Raw genomic sequence first — 18594 nt, 5'->3', positions numbered from 1 at the left:
ATCAGTTCCCCGGCTTGTAGATCTGGTCGAAGACGCCGCCGTCACCGAAATGCTCGGGTTGTGCCTTCACCCAGCCGCCGAAGATCGGGTCGTCGATGGTGACCAGCTTAATGTCGGGAAGCTGCTTGAGCAACTCGGGTGCCACCACATCGCGCTTGGACGGGCGATAGTAGTGCTTGGCCGCAAGATTCTGGCCCTCGTCCGAGTAGAGGTATTCCAGGTAGGCTTCCGCCTGCTTGCGGGTGCCCTTGGCGTCGACATTGCCGTCGACCACGGTGACCGGCGGCTCGGCGAGGATCGAGATCGGCGGCCAGACGATGTCGAAGGAATCCGCGCCGAACTCGGCGCCCGCGAGATAGGCCTCATTTTCCCAGGCAAGCAGCACGTCGCCGATCTGGCGCTGCGCGAAGGTCGTGAGCGACCCGCGGGCACCCGTATCGAGAACCGGCGCGCGCTTGAAGAGTTCGGCGATGTAGGCCTTGATCTTGTCCTGGTCGCCGGAGAATTCCTCGTTCGCCCAGGCCCAGGCCGCCAGGTAGTTCCAGCGGGCGCCGCCCGAGGTCTTCGGGTTCGGGGTGACGATCTGCACATCGTCCTTCACCAGGTCGCCCCAGTTGTTGATGCCCTTCGGATTGCCCTTGCGCACCAGGAAGACGATGGTCGAGGTATAGGGCGAGGAATTGTTCGCCAGCCGGCCGCGCCAGTCCTTGGCGAGCTTGTCGGTGTTCTCCGCGATCGCGTTGATGTCGCTTTCGAGCGCCAGCGTCACCACGTCGGCCTCCAGGCCGTCGATCACGCCGCGCGCCTGCTTGCCCGAACCGCCATGCGACTGCTGGATCGTGACGTCTTCGCCCGTTTCCGCCTTCCAGTGCTTGGCGAAGGCTTCGTTGTATTCCTTGTAGAACTCACGCGTCGGGTCGTAGGAGACATTGAGCAGCGTCGTCTGTGCGAACGCCCCCGTCACCCCGCCGAGCGCAAGCCCGGCACCCACGATCAAAGCCCCGAACCGTTTGGCCAATATCGACATCTCCAACCTCCTTGGATTTTTATCCCACACAAACCCTAGTGAATTAGTAGAGTTAGTCAACAACGCCTCTGCAACTTGCAAAACGGGTTTCAAACAGGCCGGAAGCACGCAACGGAAGACCTGTGGAATCCCGCAAGGGACGAATATTTCATCCGGCTAATCCGCCCCCGCAAGCAAAATGCATCCGCGGAAAACCACCGTATTTGCCATCTCGCCGAAACTTTTTTCGCGGCGAACACGCCTTCAGCGCTGCGAGACGCGGGCAAGGCCCTGCGTCTGGATATCGAGCACGGCCCGATAGGCCTGCCGCACCGTTTCGGCAAAGGTGAACGGGCCGGGCCGCAGGCTGGAGGCGACGGCGCCCACGACGGACAGGCCGCACAGCACCTCCTCATGGCTGACGAGACGGCCGCAATCATCGACGGTGAGCGCCGCGGCATCACGGCCGAGCAGGCCGGCGAGCGCGCGGGCCGACGGTATCTCGCGACAGTCTATGGTGTTTTCGCCGGAGGATTTCGGATCGCAGGGCGGCACGAAGCGGGTGCGGCCGGTCTCGAACTCGCCGGCAAGGCGGCGATGGATGTCACGGGCGATGCGGATGGAAAAGTGCCGGTGCAGGCCGAGGAGATGCCGTCGGTAGTGGTTGCGCTCGGCCTGGGGCAGATGGCGCCAGACGACGGAAAGGCGAGCGGAGGCGGCGTCGACGACGGTCTGCCATCCGCCGCCCTGCGCCTCCGCGGCGCTACACTCCTTGCGGATATAGCGGAAGGCGTCCTTCAGGGAGCGGGTGGCGGGCGGCACACCGAGCGTCATGCCGCCTTCACCCTGGCCGTGCGGCTGCGGCAGGCGGCCCGCGGCGGCCGCGACATGGATATCGCCGGCATAACCCTCGGCCCTGAGATCGAGCAGGATGGCGGCAAGGCGCGGACCGTTGCCGACCAGCGTCAGCGGCGGCGGGACCTCTGCCTGCGACAGCCGTTCGGCGGCGGCCCGCGCACTACGCCAGGAGGCCGCCTCGCGCTGGGCGATGCCGAAACCGGTGGCGACGACGACATGGTCGAAATCTGCGCATTCCCCATCGCGAAAACCGATGCGCAGCCCTTCCGCGCAATCGCCGATATGGCGCACGGTGCCGCGGAAGGTACGGATGCACACGTCCCGGCGCAAGCTCAGCGCCTCGGCGAAACGGGCCATGACATAGTCGCGGAACAGGCTGCGCGGCACATGCAGATCCTGCGCCCCGCGCAGCGCCGCAACGGCGCCGCCGGAAAGCAGGCCCGATTTCAGCCATTCGCAAAAATCGTCCGGACGATCCGGCACGACGGAAAGATCGCGCGCCGGTTCCGTCGTCAGCGCCCGGCCGGCCGCGCCGTCGGCGAAGGCGCCTGGCGCATCCTCGGCATCGATCAGCCAGGCTTCGAAGGGGCGATGGAACCGCCGCATCAGCGCGATGGTCGTGGCAAGGCCGGACGGGCCGGCGCCGATGACGGCGATGCGCATGACCGGCAGGCCTGCCGGCCGCGCGCCCTCTTCCCTGACGGCCCTTTCGAAGAACATGCGCTGTCCTTTCCCTCTCGATGATCCGAGACGCCCGATCGCCATGATAGCGTAGCGTCCGATAATTTTCTACCTTTTTACTAGAATAATTGACGGCCGCTCGCCGTCCGGCCTTTCGGCAGGGTCGGACAGGACATCCGCCAGCGTCGTGCCGTCGAGGATCTCGCCGGATGCGGCGGCCACCTTCGCGAAGACGCGGCGCACGGCGCAAAGGCGCTCGTCGCGGCAATCGGCGCAGCGCCGGTGCCCGCCATTGGCAAGGCAGGCGAGCGGCACGAAGGGGCCTTCCAGGATGCGCAGCACCTCGCCGAAGGCGATCTCCTGCGGCGCGCGCAGCAGGTGATAGCCGCCGTGCTGGCCCCTGCGGCTGGCGACGAGGCCGGCATGCTTGAGGTCGAGCAGGATCTGTTCGAGGAACTTCTTCGGGATCGCCTCGCGCGCGGCGATGGTGCCGATCTGCAGGGTCTCGCCCGGACCGGCGCGCGCCAGCGCGATGAGCGCACGCAGGGCGTATTTCGATTTCAGCGCGATCATGGCGTCAGGCCGCGCGCTGAAGGCGCGGAACCGGCACGCCGCTCGGGGCGCCGGAGCCCTTCGTCATCCGGCGACGACCTCGGCATTGATGCTTGCTGCGACGGCGCGCGCCTGGACGCGGATGTCGGGAACGGCCGTGATCTCCCAGCTATGGCCGGCGGTGAGCGGGCCGAGGGCGTAGAGGCGTGTCCTGCCGACGCCTTCGCCGGCACGAACCGCCGCCGCGTCGTCGACGCGGATGCCGAGGCCGTGCGGATCGGGCTGGAGGAGGCCGCGATCGGCAAGGCTCGTCAGCAGCGGCGAGGCGGCAACCGTACATCGGTCGAGACCGGTGCAGTTGACGACCAGATGGGCCGCCAGCGGCGTACCGTCGCGCAGAACGGCGGCAAGCCGTCCGTCCGCAAGGCGCAGCGCGTCCAGCCGGCCACGGTGGATGACGAGCTGTCCGGACCGGCGCAAGGCCTCGATCTCCTCGGCGACGGCCGGGGCCATGCGGTGGCGGTGGACATTCCAGAAGGAGGCGGCATGGCGCAGGAAACGGCTGCGCTGGGCGGCGGTCCAGCCCTTCCAGAGATCCTGCGTGACCGGCCGCAGGCCATCCATGACGGCGCGCCAGTCCGTCGCTCCCTCGGCCTGCCTGCGCAGGGCCGCGAGCATCGCGCTGACCTCGCCCCCACCCGGAACGAGCACCGTCTCCACCGGATCGGCCCGGTGGGCGAGATGCGGCTGCGGCAACAGGCCGTGCCGCGACAGGGCATGCATGGTGCCGCGGAAGCCGCGGCGCTTCAGCAGCAGCAACTGGTCGATTGTGGTGAGGCCCGTGCCGACGAAGAGCACATCCGCATCCGCCGGCAGACGCTCCCACCAGGCATCGGCCCAGGGATCCTCGACGACGAAGGGCCGCGCCGCGGACGGGATCGCCGCCTCCGGCAGCGGCAGACGGCGCGTGCCAGCTCCCGTGCAGAGCGCCGAGACGCGGGCCGACAGCCGTTCCCCGTCGGAAAGCGTGAAGACGAGCCCGCCATCCTGCAAGGCCTCGGCACCCAGCGCTTCGGCATCGACAAGGGTGAGCGCGGCGCGGTTTCCGGTGCGCTTCATCGTCTCGTCGAGGCAATGGCGCACATAGGTGCCGTAGATGCGGCGCGGCACGAAATCGTCGGCCGACCAGGGATAGCCCTGCCCGGCGAGCCAGGCGAGGAAATGGTTCGGCCGGTCGGCAAAAAGGCTCATGCGGCCGGCCGGCACGTTGAGGAGGTGGCATTCCGCCTTGGTGGCATAGGCAATGCCCCGGCCCTGCCCGGCCGCCTTGCCGACCAGGCTGACCTTCGCCGTCGGCGGCAGGAGATCGACGAGATTCAGCGCCAAGGCGACAGCCGAGTAACCCGAGCCGATGATGGCCACATCCGTTTGCAGCGTCATGCATTTCCTCCTGCGAAGACCGTGCCGACACTCTAGCGAGATTTATCCATTAAATCTATAGACTATTATCAAGCACGGTGCGCAAAGGGAAACGGCCGGGATGCGGCGCAGGTTCCGGCGGCTCTCCTGCCGCCGGAACCGAGGATTGGCCTCATCCCTTCCGGCCGAGGCGCGGATAGGCGGAGGAAAAAATCTCCTCGACGGGAGGATGACCGTAGGTGCGCTCGGGATAGCGGGCGACGAGGCCGTCGAACTGGCGCTGCGCCCGCGCCTGTTCCGCCTTGGCATCGAAGCCGGGGATCCGGCCATCGACCATGACGAACCTGCCGTCGATGACGACATTGGTGACGTCGCGGCCGGAACTCGACATCATCAGCGTCTGGATCGGGTCTATGACATGGCCGATGCGGTCGTGGCCCATGTCGATGACGATGATGTCGGCCTTCGCGCCGGCCTGCAGGCGGCCGAGATCGGGCCGTCTCAGGGCATCGGCGCCGCCGAGCGTCCCGGCGTCGAAATAGTGTTCCGCGCGCACGCTCTCGATCGAGCCGTCCGTCACCCGCGAAAGCAGGATGCCGACCTGCATGTTCTGGATGAAATCCGGCGGCCAGGTATCCGTGCCGAGGCCGATGCGCACGCCCATGTCGCGGAACTTCGAGAAACTGTCCATGAAGCCACCGTGGCGGGCCGAGACGACCGGGCAATGCACCAGCGTCGCGCCGGCATTCTTCAGGATATCCAGGTCGCGGCCGGGGCGATCGACATTGCGCGTGCCCGCGACATATTCGCCATGCGGCAGCAGCATGCGCTCGTTCAGCACGCCGAGGGAATCCATCCATTCCAGCGGCGTCATGCCGTAGGCGCCGGTGATGCGGTCGAATTCGAGCCCCGACTGGCAGCAATGCTGGCGGATCGGGATATCGAGATCGCGGCCGGCATCCGCCGTGCGGCGCAAAAGGTCCGGCGTGTTGGTCTCGAGGCGGTCCGGCGCCAGCATGGCGCGCACCAGCGGCGAGGCCAGCCCCTCGATGCGCTCGGCGAAGGCGAGCGATTCGGCAAGGCTGCGGAAGCCGCGCTCCTCGTCGTAGAAGAAGGCGATCTTGCCGTTCTCGTCGACATAGCTGTTGCCCGAACGGTAGGCCGGGCCGAGATAGACGCGCAGGCCGAGCTCATGCGCGGCATCGGCGGCGGCGGAGAATTCCGCATCCGTCTCGCCCCATTCGCGGTAGAACAGCGAGGCGATGGGCAGCGCGGTGGTGATGCCGTTGCGGATGAGCTGGGCGAAGGCGTAGCGCTTCTGGAAGGCGAGCTCTTCCTGCGTGTACATTTCGTAGGCGCGGTCCATGTAGCTCTTCGGCCAGACCCGGCCCTTCTTCCAGGACGGCTGGTTGTCGAAGGCGAGCACCGTCGTGTCGAGATCGGAGAGCGCGTCGAGATCGACGAAGCCGGGCGACAGGATGGCATTGCCGTAGTCTATGCGCTCGGCGACCGCGCCCGGATAGTCGTGCCCGACGAAGACGATCTCGTCGCCCTCGAAGACGACGACGCCGTCGTCATAGATCACATGGCGGCCATCACGATGGCCGACGACCCAGCGGGCGGTGAGAAGGACCGGGCCGTCGATGCGGCCGGAAGCGGGAAGTCTCGTCATGGTGCTCGTCCTGTCGTTCTATCGATCATGCGCGGGCCGCGCTTTCGCGCGGCCCGGTCTTTCCATGCCGGATTACTTCTTCGGCGAGATGTCCCGCTTGAACCATTTGACGGCGAGGCGCGACAGCGTTCCGTCGTCGATCGCCGCGTTGATCGCCGCGTCGAACATCGCCTTCAGCTCAGTATCGGCCTTGCGCAGGCCGACCGACTGGCCGCCGCCGAGCGGGCCGCCGGTGAACTCGGTGCCGGCAAAGACCACCTGGTCGGCGCCGATCTTCTCCATCGTGCGGTCGAGCGCGACGGGCGAGGCCATCACGCCGTCGATGCGGCCCGCCTCCAGGTCGAGGTCATGCTGCTCGGTCGACTTGTATTCGCGGAACTCGACGCCCGGAAACAGCTCGGCCATGATCTGGCCGGCCGTCGTCGCGCCCTGGCCGCCCATGACGGTGCCGTCCATGAAGGGCAGCATTTCCGCCGCTGCGGCCTTGGCGGCCTCCTTGTCCTTGCCCATGTCGACCTGCTTGCCGACCGGCATGTCGGCGAGCGGCGAATCCTTGCGCACCAGGAAAGCGGCCGAGCCGGTGCCGTAGTTGCGCGAGAAGGTGATGACCTTTTCCCGCTCCTCGGTCTGCAGCATGCCGGCGACGATGGCGTCGAACTTGCCAGCGTTCAGCGCCGGGATCAGCCCGTCCCAGTCCTGCACGACGATCTCGCACTTGACCTTCATGCGCGGGCAGAGATCCTCCAGCATGTCGATCTCATAGCCCGCCAACTTGCCGCCGGCCTCCGTGAAGTTCCACGGCGCATAGGCGCCTTCCGTCGCGATCGTGATCGTGCGCTCCTCGGCCTGCGCCGCGGATGCGCCGAGAATCACCCCGAGGGCGATGACTGTCTTACCAAGCGACTTCAACATAATGGCAGTTCCTCCTAGCCTATGTTCCAAAACCTTCCCCTTGCCTCAGGCGGCGGCGAGCGCGCCGTCCCGGGCAACCGGAACCCCTTTCCGGTAGACCGCCCGGCGAACCGGACGGGATGCCACGGCATCGGCCGGCGTCTCGGCACTGACGAGCACGAAGCTCGCATCGCAGCCGGCCGAAAGGCCGTAGCCGTCGATGGCCATCATCGTCGCGCCGCCATAGGTGCAGAGGCGAAGCGCCAGCTCGATGTGGACATCGTTGATGAAATCGTTGCGCTGGGAGACGATCGCCGCGCGGTCGAGCATGTCGGCGTTGCCGAAGGGCTGCCACGTATCGCGCACGCCGTCGCAGCCGGAGGCGATGTTGACGCCCATCTCGGTGAGATCGAGCACCGGCGGGCGCGGGCTTGCCGCACCGCCCTTGGTCATCAGGTGCACGCCGGCCTCGGCCATCATGCCGCCGAGCCTTGCCAGCGGCTTGTCGGCGAGCATGCCGAGGCAGAAGCCGTGGCTGACCGTCACCCGGTTCGCCATGCCGAGCGCCTTCGTGCGCTCCACGATCAGCTCGATCGCGAAGGCGCCGAGCGAATCGGGCTCGTGCAGATGGATGTCGACCGGCTTGCCGTAGCGTTCGGCAAGGGCGAAGACCGTGTCGAGATGACCCTTCGGGTCGCGGTCGACGCCGGACGGGTCGAGCCCGCCGACCACGTCCGCTCCCTCGCGCATCGCCCGGTCCATCAGTTCCACCGTGCCGGGGCGGATCAGCATGCCGCTCTGCGGGAAGGCGACGATCTCGATGTCGACGATGTCGCGGTAACGCTCGCGCGAGGCCAGCACGCCTTCGAGCCCGGCAAGGCCGTATTCCGTGTCGATATCGACATGGGTGCGGATATGGGTGGTGCCGTTGGCGACGGAACGCTCGATCTGGGCGGCGGACTGGCGCCGCGGATCGATGCCGAGCGCGCGCTTCATGCGGCGCTCGTTCTCGATGAGGTCGATCAGTTCGGGGCCGACATCGTTGCGATACCAGGGCATGCCGAGCAGGGTCTTGTCGAGATGGGTATGGGCATCGACGAGACCGGGCAGCAGCAGGAGCCCTTCGCCATCCACAACGCGCATCCCGTGGAAGGCGCGGGAGCCGTGCGCAACGATGTCGGCAAAACGCCCGTCCCTGACGACGACATCCTTCGCCGCCTCACCATTCGGCCGCACATTGATGAGAACGAAGTCTTCCCGCATTGCTGTCTCCTAATCTCCGAAAATTCAGCCGAACCGGCTCATTGCGTAGGGTGCCGGGTCGGCGAAGGGCTTTTCGCCCGTCATCATTTCCGCCAGGAGCCGCCCGGTGGCCGGGCCGAGCGTCAGGCCATGGTGATTGTGGCCGAAGGCGAACCACAGGCCCTTGTGGCGCGGCGCCGGGCCGATGATCGGGCGCATGTCGGGCAGGCAGGGCCGCGCGCCCATCCACGGCGCCGGCTCGACGCGCCGGCCGAGCGGAAAGATCGCACGGGCATGGGGCTCGGTCTGGTCGACCTGGACCGGCGTCGGGGCTTCGTCGCGTTTGGCGAACTCGATGCCGGTGGTCAGGCGGATGCCCTTCGTCATCGGCGCCAGCAGGTAGCCGCGCTCGACATCGACGACGGGGTGGTTGAGCACGGCATCGCCCGCCGGCTCGATATGCACGTGGTAGCCGCGCTTGACGGCGAGCGGGACGCGATAGCCGAGCCGGCGATAGACCGCATCCGACCAGGGGCCGAGCGCCACCACGGCCTCGCGGGCGCGCACCTCGCCGCCCTTCGCGCGGATGCTCCAGCCGCCCTCGCCCTCGGCAAGGGTGGCCGCATCGGCCTCGATAATCTCGCCGCCCTTGCGCAGGAAGAGGCCGGCATAGTCCTTCACCAGCCCGCCGGGATCGGCGAGCGTCACGGGATCGAGCCAGTGCACGGCCCCGGCGAAGCTGCCGGCAAGATGCGGCTCACGCGCCTGCAGTTCCTTCGGCCCGAGAAAATCGTAGCGGATGCCGAATTCGTCCAGCGCGCGGGCGGCAGCCTTGGCGGCGGCGAAGGCCTTTTCCGTGCGGTAGGCCTCCATCCATCCGGTGCGGCGGGCGCGGTGCAGGATGCCCGCCTCGGCCATCAGGTCCGTATGCTCGACGACGGAACGCTCGATCAGCGGCAGCATGTCCATGGCCGCCCGGTGCAGGCGGCGGCTGGAGGATTCGCGCCAGAAACGGGCGATCCAGGGCAGGAGCTTCGGCAGGAAGGTCCAGCGGAAGCGCACGTCGGCGGAGCGGTTCGTCGCATATTTCAGCAGCGTCGGGATCTCGCGCGGAAAGCCGTAGGGAATGACGCTCGCCCGCTCGATGAGGCCGGCATTGCCGTAGCTCGTCTCCTCGCCGGGCGCGCGACGATCGACGAGCAGCACGGACTTTCCGCGCCTTTGCAGATGCAGGGCCACGCAAACACCGATAATGCCGGCACCAAGCACGAGCACGTCTTTGTCGGGGCGATCTGTCGGGGTCATGGCAGCAATCCGTTCTGGAGGGGAGGAAATGTTAGTTTTCTGACTTTATTTCATTAAAAGTCAACTATATAACATTTCCGAAACCGGCCTCCTCCGAAGGCCGCGGGCCGTGCTGGACCTTGCCGCGCATCGTGCTATTCGGGGAACAGGCGGTGACGAAGGGCGGACGGGCGCGACATGCGGAACGAGAACTGGATGGACAACAGCTCGGTGCGGCAGCGGCTCACCGCGGCACTCACGGAGGCCTCGGCCTCCGGCAAGGCGCTGGCGAACTTCATGCTGGCCAATATCAGCAGCCTGCCCTTCGAGACCTCGCGCAGCGTCGCCGACAAGGTGGGCGTCAGCGAGCTGACCGTCGGCCGCTTCTGCCGCTCGATCGGCTATGACGGGTTCAAGGACCTCAAGGAGCGGCTGAAGGACGACATCAGCGACAGCCCCTGGCTCATCGGCGACCGGCTGCGCGACCTGCAGCAGAAGAGCAGCACCGACGCCGCCCTCGCCCGCAGCCTGGAGCTTGCCGTCGCCTCGGTCGTGCGCGTCTACGAACACGCCCATACCGAGGCCTGGAACCGCGCGGCCAAGCGCATCGCGGAGGCCGACCGGGTGTTCGTCGCCGGCTTCCAGACCGAACGGGGCCTCGCCGAGGCCTTCGTGCACATGCTGCGCTACCTGCGCGACGAGGTGCAACTGGTCGACATTGCCGGCGGCAACTTCGCCGAGGTGCTGCTGACGGATCCCGCCGGCTGCACGCTGGTACTGATCGATGCCCGGCGCTATTCCCGCCAGTCGCAATTGCTGGCCGCCAAGGCGGCCGAACGCGGCATGCCGATCACCATCGTCACCGACCTCTACTGCGACTGGGCGGCAAGCTATGGCGACGAGGTCTTCGCCGTGCCGACGGACCTCAACCTCTTCTGGGATGCGACCTCCGGCATGTGGACGCTGATGCAGCTGCTGCTCAACAGCGTCTTCGCCCACCGGGGGCCTTCGGTCGAGGAGCGGCTGAACAGCGTCGCCAGCCTCTACGAGAGCTTCGTCGGCTACAGCCGGGGTCCGAAATAGCGGCATCATCGCCCGCGATGCCCTAGCGCGTTGTTTCAGCGCAATTCCGGACGCAAAACCGCTGCGCACTTTTGCTGGAATTGCTCTAGCCATGGGACGAGATGAACTTGCGGAAGCGGTCCGAGCGCGGCGCCGTGAAGACGTCGGCCGGATCGCCGTCCTCCTCCACCAGGCCCTGGTGCAGGAAGATGACGCGGTTGGAGACGTCGCGGGCGAAGGCCATTTCGTGGGTGACGACGAGCATGGTGCGCCCCTCGTCCGCCAGCGCCCGCATGACGCGCAGCACCTCGCCGACCAGTTCCGGATCGAGCGCCGAGGTCGGCTCGTCGAACAGCATGACCTTCGGCTTCATGGCAAGCGCCCGGGCGATCGCCGCGCGCTGCTGCTGGCCGCCGGAAAGATGGCTCGGGTAGAAGTCGCGCTTGTCGGCGATGCCGACCTTGGCAAGCAGGTCCAGCGCCTCCTCCCGGCATTCCGCCTTCGGCCGCTTCTGCACATGGACCGGCGCTTCCATGACGTTTTCGAGGATCGTCATGTGGGACCAGAGATTGAAGCTCTGGAACACCATGGCGACATTCGTGCACAGGCGGCTCAGTTGCCTGTTGTCGGCGGGCTGGCGGCCGTGGCGGCCGTCCTTCAGGCGGATCGCCTCGCCCGCGATGCGGACCTCGCCCTCGCTCGGCACTTCCAGCATGTTGATACAGCGCAGCATGGTCGACTTGCCGGAACCGGACGAACCGAGCACGGAAATGACCTCGCCCTCCCGCGCGTCGAAGGAAATGCCCTTCAGCACTTCCAGCGCGCCGAAACTCTTGCGCAGGTTGCGGACGGAGATGGCCGGCGTGGTGGCGGCGGTAAGGGGCGCAGGTTCAAGCATGGTGCAACGCAGCTCCGGAAGACACGGTTGGGGCGGGGCGCAGATGTGGCGACAGCCACCATTCGATGAGCGCGATAAGGCGCGTGATGGCGAAGTTCAGCGCGAGATAGATGAGACCCGCGACGACGAAGACCTCCACGGCCCGGTAGGACTGCGAGATGAGCTTTGCGGCCAGGCCCGTCACTTCCAGCATGGTGATGACGGAGGCGAGCGAGGTCGCCTTGACCATCAGGATGATCTCGCTGCCATAGGCCGGCAGCGCCTGGCGGATGGCGATCGGGAAGACGATGCGGCGATAGAGCAGGAAGCCCCACATGCCGCTCGCCCGCGCCGCCTCGACCTCCCGGTGCGGCACGGCCTGCAGGCCGCCGCGCAGGATTTCCGAACCGTAGGCCGCCGTGTTGAGGCTGAGCGCGAAGATGGCGCACCAGTAGGGCTCGCGGAAGAACACCCACAGGCCCCAGGCCTGCAGCGTCGGGCGGAACTGGCCGAGGCCGTAATAGATGACGAACATCTGCACGAGCAGCGGCGTGCCGCGGAAGACGAAGACGTAGAACTGCGCGACCCAGCCGACCGGGCGCCAGGACGACAGCCGCATCAGCGTCAGGAGCACCGCAAGCAGCGCGCCGAAGGCCGTGGAAACGAGCGCCAGGTTGAGCGTCAGCGGCACGCCGGAGAGAAGCTTGAGGAACGTTTCCCAGAGGAAGGTGAAATCCATCACGCCCTCCTGACGCCGCGCAGCGCGCGGGCTTCCGCCTGGCGGAAGAGGTAGGAGGAGACGGCGGTTATCACCAGATAGAGCACGGCGGCGGTGATGTAGAAGTCGAACGGCCGGCGGGTGGAGCCGGCGGCGATCTGCGACTGGCGCAGGAGCTCGACGAGGCCGGTGACGGATATCAGCGCCGATTCCTTCAAGACGAGCTGCCAGGTGTTGCCGAGGCCGGGAATGGCATAGCGCAGCACCTGGGGCACGATGATGCGGCGCAGCCGCAGCCCCGTTCGCATGCCGACCGCGCGGGCGGCTTCCAGCTCGCCGCGGCTGATCGTGTTGAACGCCCCGCGAAAGACCTCCGCCTGGTAGGCGCCGGAAACGACGCCGATGGCGAGGACCCCGGTCAGGAAGGCCGGCATGCCGATAAACCCGTCCGCGCCGAAAAGCTGCCCCACCACGCCGAGCGCGGCGCTGCCGCCGAAATAGAAAAGATAGATGACGAGCAGGTCGGGAATGCCGCGCAGCACGGTCGTATAACCGTCGCCGAAGGCGCGCAGCGCCCGGCTGCGGGACAGCTTTGCGCCGGCGACGCCCGCGCCGATGACGGAACCCGCCGCAAAGCCGCCGGTGGCGACGGCCAGCGTCATGCCGGTCGCCATCAAGAGCGCGGCGCCCCAGCCCTCCGGGCCGAAACCGACAAGATCAAGGAAGGACGGACCCTGCATCAGGCGCCTCCCCGTACGGCAGGCAAGCCGCCTCCGCCGGGGGCGGTCAGCCACCGTTTTTCAATCATCGCTGCTCCTCCTGCGGCCGCACTCCCCGCGGCCGGCCCGTTTCGACGGGCGATGTCAGCTTTATAACGTATACAATTTTTTTGTCAATTAACTGACAATATAAGAATCCGATTTTCGCGTGCCGTCTTCGGCGAAAAGACGACGCCCCGCGGGCCGGCGGGCCGATGCGGGGCGTGGAGCGGTTCGGAGAGCAACGGCGCGGATCAGCCGAGCTTGGGGGTCAGCATCTCGAACCGGTCGCGGATGGTCGAGCAGGTGTCGCCGCCGAGGCGCGCGATGGCGTCGATGACGTTCGGATCGACATGCATGGCGCTGTCCACGGCGCCCGCCTGGTAATGCGCGAAAAGGATTTCGCCCATGATGATCTGGCGCGACTTGCCAAGCTCCAGCGTGACATGGCGGCGACATTCGAAAGCCGCCGGCGCCTCCTTGATCCAGGGCGCGGCGATCCGCTCGCCGGGCATGGCGGTAAGGCCCGCCTCCTTCAATTCATCTATGCCGCGCGGATACTTAGCACCGCAGACATGCATCGCCTCGGCAATGGCACGCGAGACGATATTGACGGTGAAGACCTCCGTCACGCGGATGTTGTGGCCGGTGTCCTTGAAGGACATGTCCGGATTGTTCTCGACGCCGATGGCAAGGATCGGCGGGTCGGCCGAAAGGCAGTTGAAGAAACTGAAGGGGGCGGCGTTGTAGCGGCCGTTTTCGTCGACCGTCGTCACCAGTGCGATGGGGCGCGGGATGATCGTGCCGATCATCAGCTTGTAGCGCTCGCGCGCGCTGAGTTTGGTGAAGTCGAAGGCGGTCCTCTCGCCCTTCTCGATTTCGGTGCTGCGGCTATCCATCGGCGCTCCTCTCCGGCTTTCGCTCGCCGGCGCCGAAGACGGCCAGTTGCCAGCCTCAGCCACGCATGCGATATCTCTATTTATAGGATGCAATTATTGTATGCAATATATCTACACTCCTGCACTTTCAAAATCTGCAGCCGTCGACGAGATCCGGACACGGCCGAAGGCCGCCCGGTTGGCGGAACCGGCCGGATCGCCGGCACCGAAGTGCGCACCGGTGGACAGGCCTGCCGTTTGTGTGCAATTTGCACGCCACTTTTGCGATTCTGGAGACTGCCGCATGGCAAAGACAGTTGGCGAATCCGGCCGCGGTCGTTCGCAGGCCGTTCACCGTGCATTGAAGCGCGCCATTCTCGACCAGGCCCTGTCGCCCGGCGCCAAGCTGCCGGAGGATTCGATCGGCGAGCGGCTGGGCGTCAGCCGCACGCTGGTGCGCGAGGCGCTGGTGCGCCTCAGCGAGGAAGGCCTCGTCGACCTCAGGCCGAACAAGGGTGCGACCGTGGCGCGGCCGACGCTCGAGGAGGGCCGCAACCTGTTCCTGACGCGCGCCGCGCTGGAACGCCTCGTCGTCGAGACCCTCGCCGGCAGGCTGACGCCGGACCAGATCGAGACGCTGTCCGCCCACATAGAGGCCGAGGACGCCGCCAAGAAGGAACACGCCACCTCCATCCGCCTTGCCGGCGAGTTCCATACCCTCTTGGCGCAGATGACGAACAATGCCAGCCTGATCCGCTACGTGAACGAGCTCGTCGCCCGCAGTTCGCTGATCCTGGCGCTCTACGGCCGGCCGCATTCCTCCGAATGCGCCGTTTCCGAGCATCAGGAACTGCTCGACAGCCTGATCGCCGGCAACGCCGACGTCGCCTCGAAGCTGATGACGCACCATCTCGATTCCATCACCACGCGCGCCCTGCTGCCGCGCGAGGACGACCGCAACATCAAGGACGTGCTCAGCGCCTACGCGGCGGCCGAAGGCCTCGCCTGACCCGCCCCCGCCGCGTGCGGCGGGGTGCTTGACAAAGACGGTTTCAGCGTATTTCAATCGTTTTCAATGCGCGGGCGGCCTTGCCCGCCGCTTTCACATGACCTCGTTTGTCGAAGGGCAATAGCGCCCACAGCGACCCGGCTTCCGGGACCATCGCTGTGGGCTTTTTGTATTGGTGGCCAATGGTAGACCGCGTGAAGATCGGCATCCTCTATTCGACCACCGGACCCTATGGCTCGATGGGAAGGGATGCGCGCGAGGGCGCTGAATTCGCCTTCCACGACTATCGCCAGCGCGGCGGAGAGCGCATCGAGCCCGCCTATTTCGACCCGCGGGCGGACCTGGCCGCCTACCTGGAGGGCGCGCGCAGCCTGATCCGCGACGAGGGCTGCCGGCACATCATCGGCACCATCACCTCGACGGCGCGCAAGGAGGTCATCCCGCTCGTCGAGAAGCATGACGGCCTGCTCTGGTACATGTGTCCCTACGAGGGCTTCGAGGCCAACGAGAACGTCATCTATATCGGCGGCTGCCCGAACCAGCACCTCATCCCGCTCTTCGACTATCTCCTGCCCCGCCACGGCGCGCGGCCCTATCTCGTCGGCGCCAACTATGTCTGGGGCTGGGAGATGAACCGGCTGGCCCGCGAGCTCATCCACAATGCCGGCGGCACGGTGCTCGGCGAGCGCTACCTGCCGCTGGAGGAGACCGCCGTCGAGCGCATCGTCGCCGACATCGCGGAAAAGCGGCCGAGCTTCGTGCTCAACAACCTCGTCGGCCCCTCCAGCTACGCCTTCCTTGCCGCCATGCGGGCGCTCGGCGCGCGCGACCCCGCCTTCCTGCCGGAGAACTGCCCCGTCGCGAGCTGCGACCTGCAGGAATGCGAACTGTCGGACATCGGCGCGGGCGTCGCCACCGGCCAGCTCTGCGCGGCCTCCTATTTCGATACGCTCGACACGGCCGGCAACCATGCCTTCAAGGTGCGACTGAAGGACTGGAGCGGCGGGGAGCGCATCGTCTCCAGCCTGTTCGCCAGCGCCTATACCGCCGTCAGCCTGTGCATCGCCGCGATCGAGGCCGCCGGCTCCGATGCGCCGGAGCACGTGCGCGCCGAGGTGCTGGCCCGCGACTGGCCCTCGCTCTTCGGCGACATGCGGGTGGATGCGGCGACCAACCATGCGGCCCTGCCCTTCCTGCTCGGCCGCATCAACGAGCGGCACGGCTTCGACGTCATCGCGTCCGCCCCGGCGCTTGCCGCCGATCCCTATCTGACGGGCGCCACGACACGGCCCGCCCCGCGCCTGAGGATCGTGTCATGACGCTGAAGACCCCGAACTTCACCGGCTGGCGCGCCGTCGTCCTCAGCGAGGCGGACGGCAACACGGACCGCCTGCGCCGCCAGCTCGGCCTGCTCGGCGTTTCGGTGGCGGTGCAGTGGACGCCGCTTTCCGCCGCCGACCTGCCGGACCTCGTGCTGATCGACGCCGACCGGGGCTGGGACGAGCTGCTACCCTTCTCCGACGCCGCGCCGGCCTGCCCGGTCGTGGCGCTGCTCGGCTCGGAAGCGCCGGGCCGCATTGCCTGGGCGCTGCGCCACGGCGCGGGCGCGATCATCCCCAAGCCGGTCTCCGCCGCCACCGTCTATCCGGCCCTGGTGCTCGCCGTCTCGCTGCACGAGGAGCGCCTGGAGGCGCGCCGCCGCATCGCCCATCTGGAGGAGCGGCTGAAGCTGCGCCCGCTCGTCTTCGCCGCCGTGAAACGCCTTGCCGCCGAACGCCATATCGACGAGGAGCGCGCCTATGCGATCCTGCGCGACTGCGCCATGCGCCGCCGCCTGCCGATCGAACAGCTCGCCGCCTTCTTCCTGGGCGGCTCGGAATCCCTGCGCGAGGTCGGTTGATGCGGGTGCTGAAGGAGCTGTGCCGCCAGCCCGCGGCGGTGTTCGGTCTCGTCATCGTTCTTGCCGTGGTCATCGCCGCCATCGCCGCGCCGTGGCTGGCGCCCTATGCGCCCGACAACCAGATGTTCGAGGGCCTGACGCTCGAGGGCGCGCCGATGCCGCCGGGCGAAGACTTCCTGCTCGGCACCGACACGCTCGGCCGCGACCTGCTCTCCCGCCTCCTCTACGGCGCGCGCACCTCGCTGATCATCGGCCTCGTCGCCAATGGCGTCGCCGTCGCCATCGGCCTCTTCGTCGGCGTCACGGCGGGCTACATGCGCGGCTGGGTCGGCGGCACCATGATGCGCTTCACCGACCTGATGATGGCCTTTCCGGCGCTGCTGCTCGCCATCGTGCTCGCCGCCATCCTGAAGCCGAGCCTGTGGATCGTCGCCATGGTCATCGCGCTCGTCAACTGGGTGCAGGTGGCGCGCATCGTCTATACGGAGACGCGCGGGCTGGTGGAACGCGACTTCATCATGGCCGAACGGGCGCTCGGCGCCGGCAATGCGCGCATTGTGCTGAGGCACGTCCTACCGCATCTCGTGCCGACCGCCATCGTCTGGGGCACGCTCGGCATCGCGACGACCGTGCTCCTGGAAGCCACCCTCTCCTTCCTCGGCATCGGCGTGCAGCCGCCGGAACCCTCCTGGGGCAACATCATCTTCGAGAGCCAGAGCTATTTCCAGGCGGCGCCCTGGCTCGTCTTCTTCCCCGGCGCGGTCATCCTGCTGACGGCACTCGCCTTCAACCTGGTGGGCGATGCGCTGCGCGACATCCTCGACCCGACCCAGCGGGGCCGCGGCTGATGGCAAGACTTCTCGCAAGGCGCCTCGTCCAGTCGTGCCTCATCCTCTTCGGCGTCGCCGCCATCACCTTCGTGCTGCTCTATGCGCTGCCCGCCGATCCCGCGCGCATGCTCGCCGGGCGCAGCGCGACGGCGCAGACCGTGGAGAACATCCGCCGCGAGCTCGGCCTCGACCAGCCGCTGCTGACCCAGTTCCTCGCCTATCTCGGCAATCTCGTGCAGGGCGATCTCGGCCGGTCCTATGCGCAGAAGACCGAGGTCGCGACGCTGATCGCCGCCCGCCTGCCGGCGACGCTGACGCTGATGGCGGCCGGCATCTTCGTCGAGGTGCTGCTCGGCCTCACCTTCGGCATCGTCGCCGCGCTGAACCGCGGCGGGGCGCTCGACCGCTTCGTCATGGCATCGGCCTTCGTCGGCGTTTCCGCCCCGCAATTCGTCGTCGCCCTGCTGCTGCTCTATGTCTTCGCCGCGACGCTCGGCTGGTTCCCGATGAGCGGCTACGGCACTATCGCCCATGTCGTGCTGCCCGCCATGACGCTCGGCATTCTCGGCGCCGGCTGGTATGCGCGCATGGCGCGCTCGGCGATGATCGACGTGCTCAACCAGGACTTCATCCGCACCGCCCGCGCCAAGGGGCTTTCCGGCCGGCGCGTCGTGCTGCGCCATGCCCTGCCCAACGCCATCCTGCCCGTCGTCGCGATGATCGGCATCGATATCGGCCAGTTCATGGGCGGGGTCGTGGTGGTGGAGGCGGTCTATGGCTGGCCGGGCATCGGCCAGCTCGCCTGGCAGGCGATCCAGCAGGTCGACATCCCGATCATCATGGGCGTCACGCTCACCTCCGCCTTCGCCATCATCCTCGGCAATCTCGTCGCAGACCTCATCGCGCCGATGATCGATCCGCGCATCCGTTCGCATTGAAACCAAAAAGGGGAACGAA

18 protein-coding genes are annotated in these 18594 nt (G+C 67.2%); 6 read left to right on the top strand and 12 right to left on the bottom strand.

All coding sequences use genetic code 11. From position 1 onward, the window contains the following. Position 1 precedes the first annotated feature (1 nt). The 8 genes from shn_RS03270 to shn_RS03235 all read right to left on the bottom strand — a co-directional run bounded on the left by shn_RS03270 (position 2) and on the right by shn_RS03235 (position 9626). Positions 2 to 1027, bottom strand: a complete 1026-nt coding sequence (locus tag shn_RS03270) for a sulfate ABC transporter substrate-binding protein (RefSeq protein WP_064329130.1) — start codon at positions 1025 to 1027, stop codon at positions 2 to 4. Between the two features lie 243 nt (positions 1028 to 1270). Beyond that, positions 1271 to 2584, bottom strand: coding sequence for an FAD/NAD(P)-binding protein (locus tag shn_RS03265; RefSeq protein WP_064329129.1), 1314 nt, complete (start codon positions 2582 to 2584; stop codon positions 1271 to 1273). A gap of 69 nt (positions 2585 to 2653) precedes the next feature. Continuing rightward, a complete protein-coding gene (locus shn_RS03260; protein WP_064329128.1) occupies positions 2654 to 3118 on the bottom strand; it encodes an Rrf2 family transcriptional regulator in 465 nt (154 codons plus the stop codon). A 63-nt stretch (positions 3119 to 3181) separates the two neighbouring features. After that, entirely contained in the window at positions 3182 to 4537 is a 1356-nt protein-coding gene (locus tag shn_RS03255; protein ID WP_064329127.1) for an FAD/NAD(P)-binding protein, read from the bottom strand. Between the two features lie 151 nt (positions 4538 to 4688). Continuing rightward, a complete protein-coding gene (locus shn_RS03250; protein WP_064329126.1) occupies positions 4689 to 6188 on the bottom strand; it encodes an amidohydrolase family protein in 1500 nt (499 codons plus the stop codon). 72 nt (positions 6189 to 6260) lie between these two features. Further along, positions 6261 to 7100, bottom strand: coding sequence for a transporter substrate-binding domain-containing protein (locus tag shn_RS03245; RefSeq protein WP_064329125.1), 840 nt, complete (start codon positions 7098 to 7100; stop codon positions 6261 to 6263). Positions 7101 to 7145: 45 nt separating this feature from the next. Continuing rightward, positions 7146 to 8342 (bottom strand): amidohydrolase family protein, encoded by a 1197-nt coding sequence (locus shn_RS03240; RefSeq protein WP_064329124.1) that lies wholly within the window; start codon positions 8340 to 8342, stop codon positions 7146 to 7148. 24 nt (positions 8343 to 8366) lie between these two features. Then, entirely contained in the window at positions 8367 to 9626 is a 1260-nt protein-coding gene (locus tag shn_RS03235; RefSeq protein WP_064329123.1) for an FAD-binding oxidoreductase, read from the bottom strand. Between the two features lie 195 nt (positions 9627 to 9821). On the opposite strand from shn_RS03235, the gene shn_RS03230 reads away from it, so the two are divergent. Beyond that, positions 9822 to 10688 (top strand): MurR/RpiR family transcriptional regulator, encoded by an 867-nt coding sequence (locus tag shn_RS03230; RefSeq protein ID WP_064329122.1) that lies wholly within the window; start codon positions 9822 to 9824, stop codon positions 10686 to 10688. Between the two features lie 85 nt (positions 10689 to 10773). Here shn_RS03230 and shn_RS03225 read toward each other — a convergent pair whose 3' ends face one another. The 4 genes from shn_RS03225 to shn_RS03210 form a co-directional block, all read right to left on the bottom strand. Continuing rightward, positions 10774 to 11565, bottom strand: coding sequence for an ABC transporter ATP-binding protein (locus shn_RS03225; RefSeq protein ID WP_064329121.1), 792 nt, complete (start codon positions 11563 to 11565; stop codon positions 10774 to 10776). Then, positions 11558 to 12283: an ABC transporter permease gene (locus shn_RS03220; RefSeq protein ID WP_064329120.1), complete on the bottom strand. Its 726-nt coding sequence runs from the start codon at positions 12281 to 12283 to the stop codon at positions 11558 to 11560. Before shn_RS03220 ends, shn_RS03225 begins: the two co-directional genes overlap by 8 nt. After that, positions 12283 to 13002 carry an ABC transporter permease gene (locus shn_RS03215; protein WP_064329119.1) on the bottom strand — a complete coding sequence of 240 codons (720 nt, stop codon included), beginning with the start codon at positions 13000 to 13002 and terminating at the stop codon, positions 12283 to 12285. Before shn_RS03215 ends, shn_RS03220 begins: the two co-directional genes overlap by 1 nt. Before the next feature lie 272 nt (positions 13003 to 13274). Continuing rightward, a complete protein-coding gene (locus tag shn_RS03210) occupies positions 13275 to 13919 on the bottom strand; it encodes a flavin reductase family protein (RefSeq protein ID WP_064329118.1) in 645 nt (214 codons plus the stop codon). A 283-nt stretch (positions 13920 to 14202) separates the two neighbouring features. On the opposite strand from shn_RS03210, the gene shn_RS03205 reads away from it, so the two are divergent. The 5 genes from shn_RS03205 to shn_RS03185 all read left to right on the top strand — a co-directional run bounded on the left by shn_RS03205 (position 14203) and on the right by shn_RS03185 (position 18575). Continuing rightward, on the top strand, positions 14203 to 14907 hold the full coding sequence (locus tag shn_RS03205) for a GntR family transcriptional regulator (protein ID WP_064329117.1): 705 nt from the start codon (positions 14203 to 14205) through the stop codon (positions 14905 to 14907). Positions 14908 to 15089: 182 nt separating this feature from the next. After that, positions 15090 to 16226 carry a transporter substrate-binding protein gene (locus shn_RS03200; RefSeq protein WP_064329116.1) on the top strand — a complete coding sequence of 379 codons (1137 nt, stop codon included), beginning with the start codon at positions 15090 to 15092 and terminating at the stop codon, positions 16224 to 16226. Beyond that, positions 16223 to 16807, top strand: coding sequence for an ANTAR domain-containing response regulator (locus shn_RS03195; protein ID WP_064329115.1), 585 nt, complete (start codon positions 16223 to 16225; stop codon positions 16805 to 16807). The genes shn_RS03200 and shn_RS03195 overlap by 4 nt, the downstream gene beginning before the upstream one ends. Beyond that, positions 16807 to 17655: an ABC transporter permease gene (locus shn_RS03190; RefSeq protein ID WP_064329114.1), complete on the top strand. Its 849-nt coding sequence runs from the start codon at positions 16807 to 16809 to the stop codon at positions 17653 to 17655. The genes shn_RS03195 and shn_RS03190 overlap by 1 nt, the downstream gene beginning before the upstream one ends. Further along, positions 17655 to 18575 (top strand): ABC transporter permease, encoded by a 921-nt coding sequence (locus tag shn_RS03185; RefSeq protein ID WP_064329113.1) that lies wholly within the window; start codon positions 17655 to 17657, stop codon positions 18573 to 18575. Before shn_RS03190 ends, shn_RS03185 begins: the two co-directional genes overlap by 1 nt. The last annotated feature ends 19 nt before the right edge of the window (positions 18576 to 18594 follow it).

The organism is Shinella sp. HZN7 (genome assembly GCF_001652565.1).
In the GTDB taxonomy this organism is placed as follows: Bacteria; Pseudomonadota; Alphaproteobacteria; order Rhizobiales; family Rhizobiaceae; genus Shinella; species Shinella granuli.
Note: the sequence above shows the minus strand (reverse complement) of the source record. Positions and strands in the feature narration are given on the sequence as shown.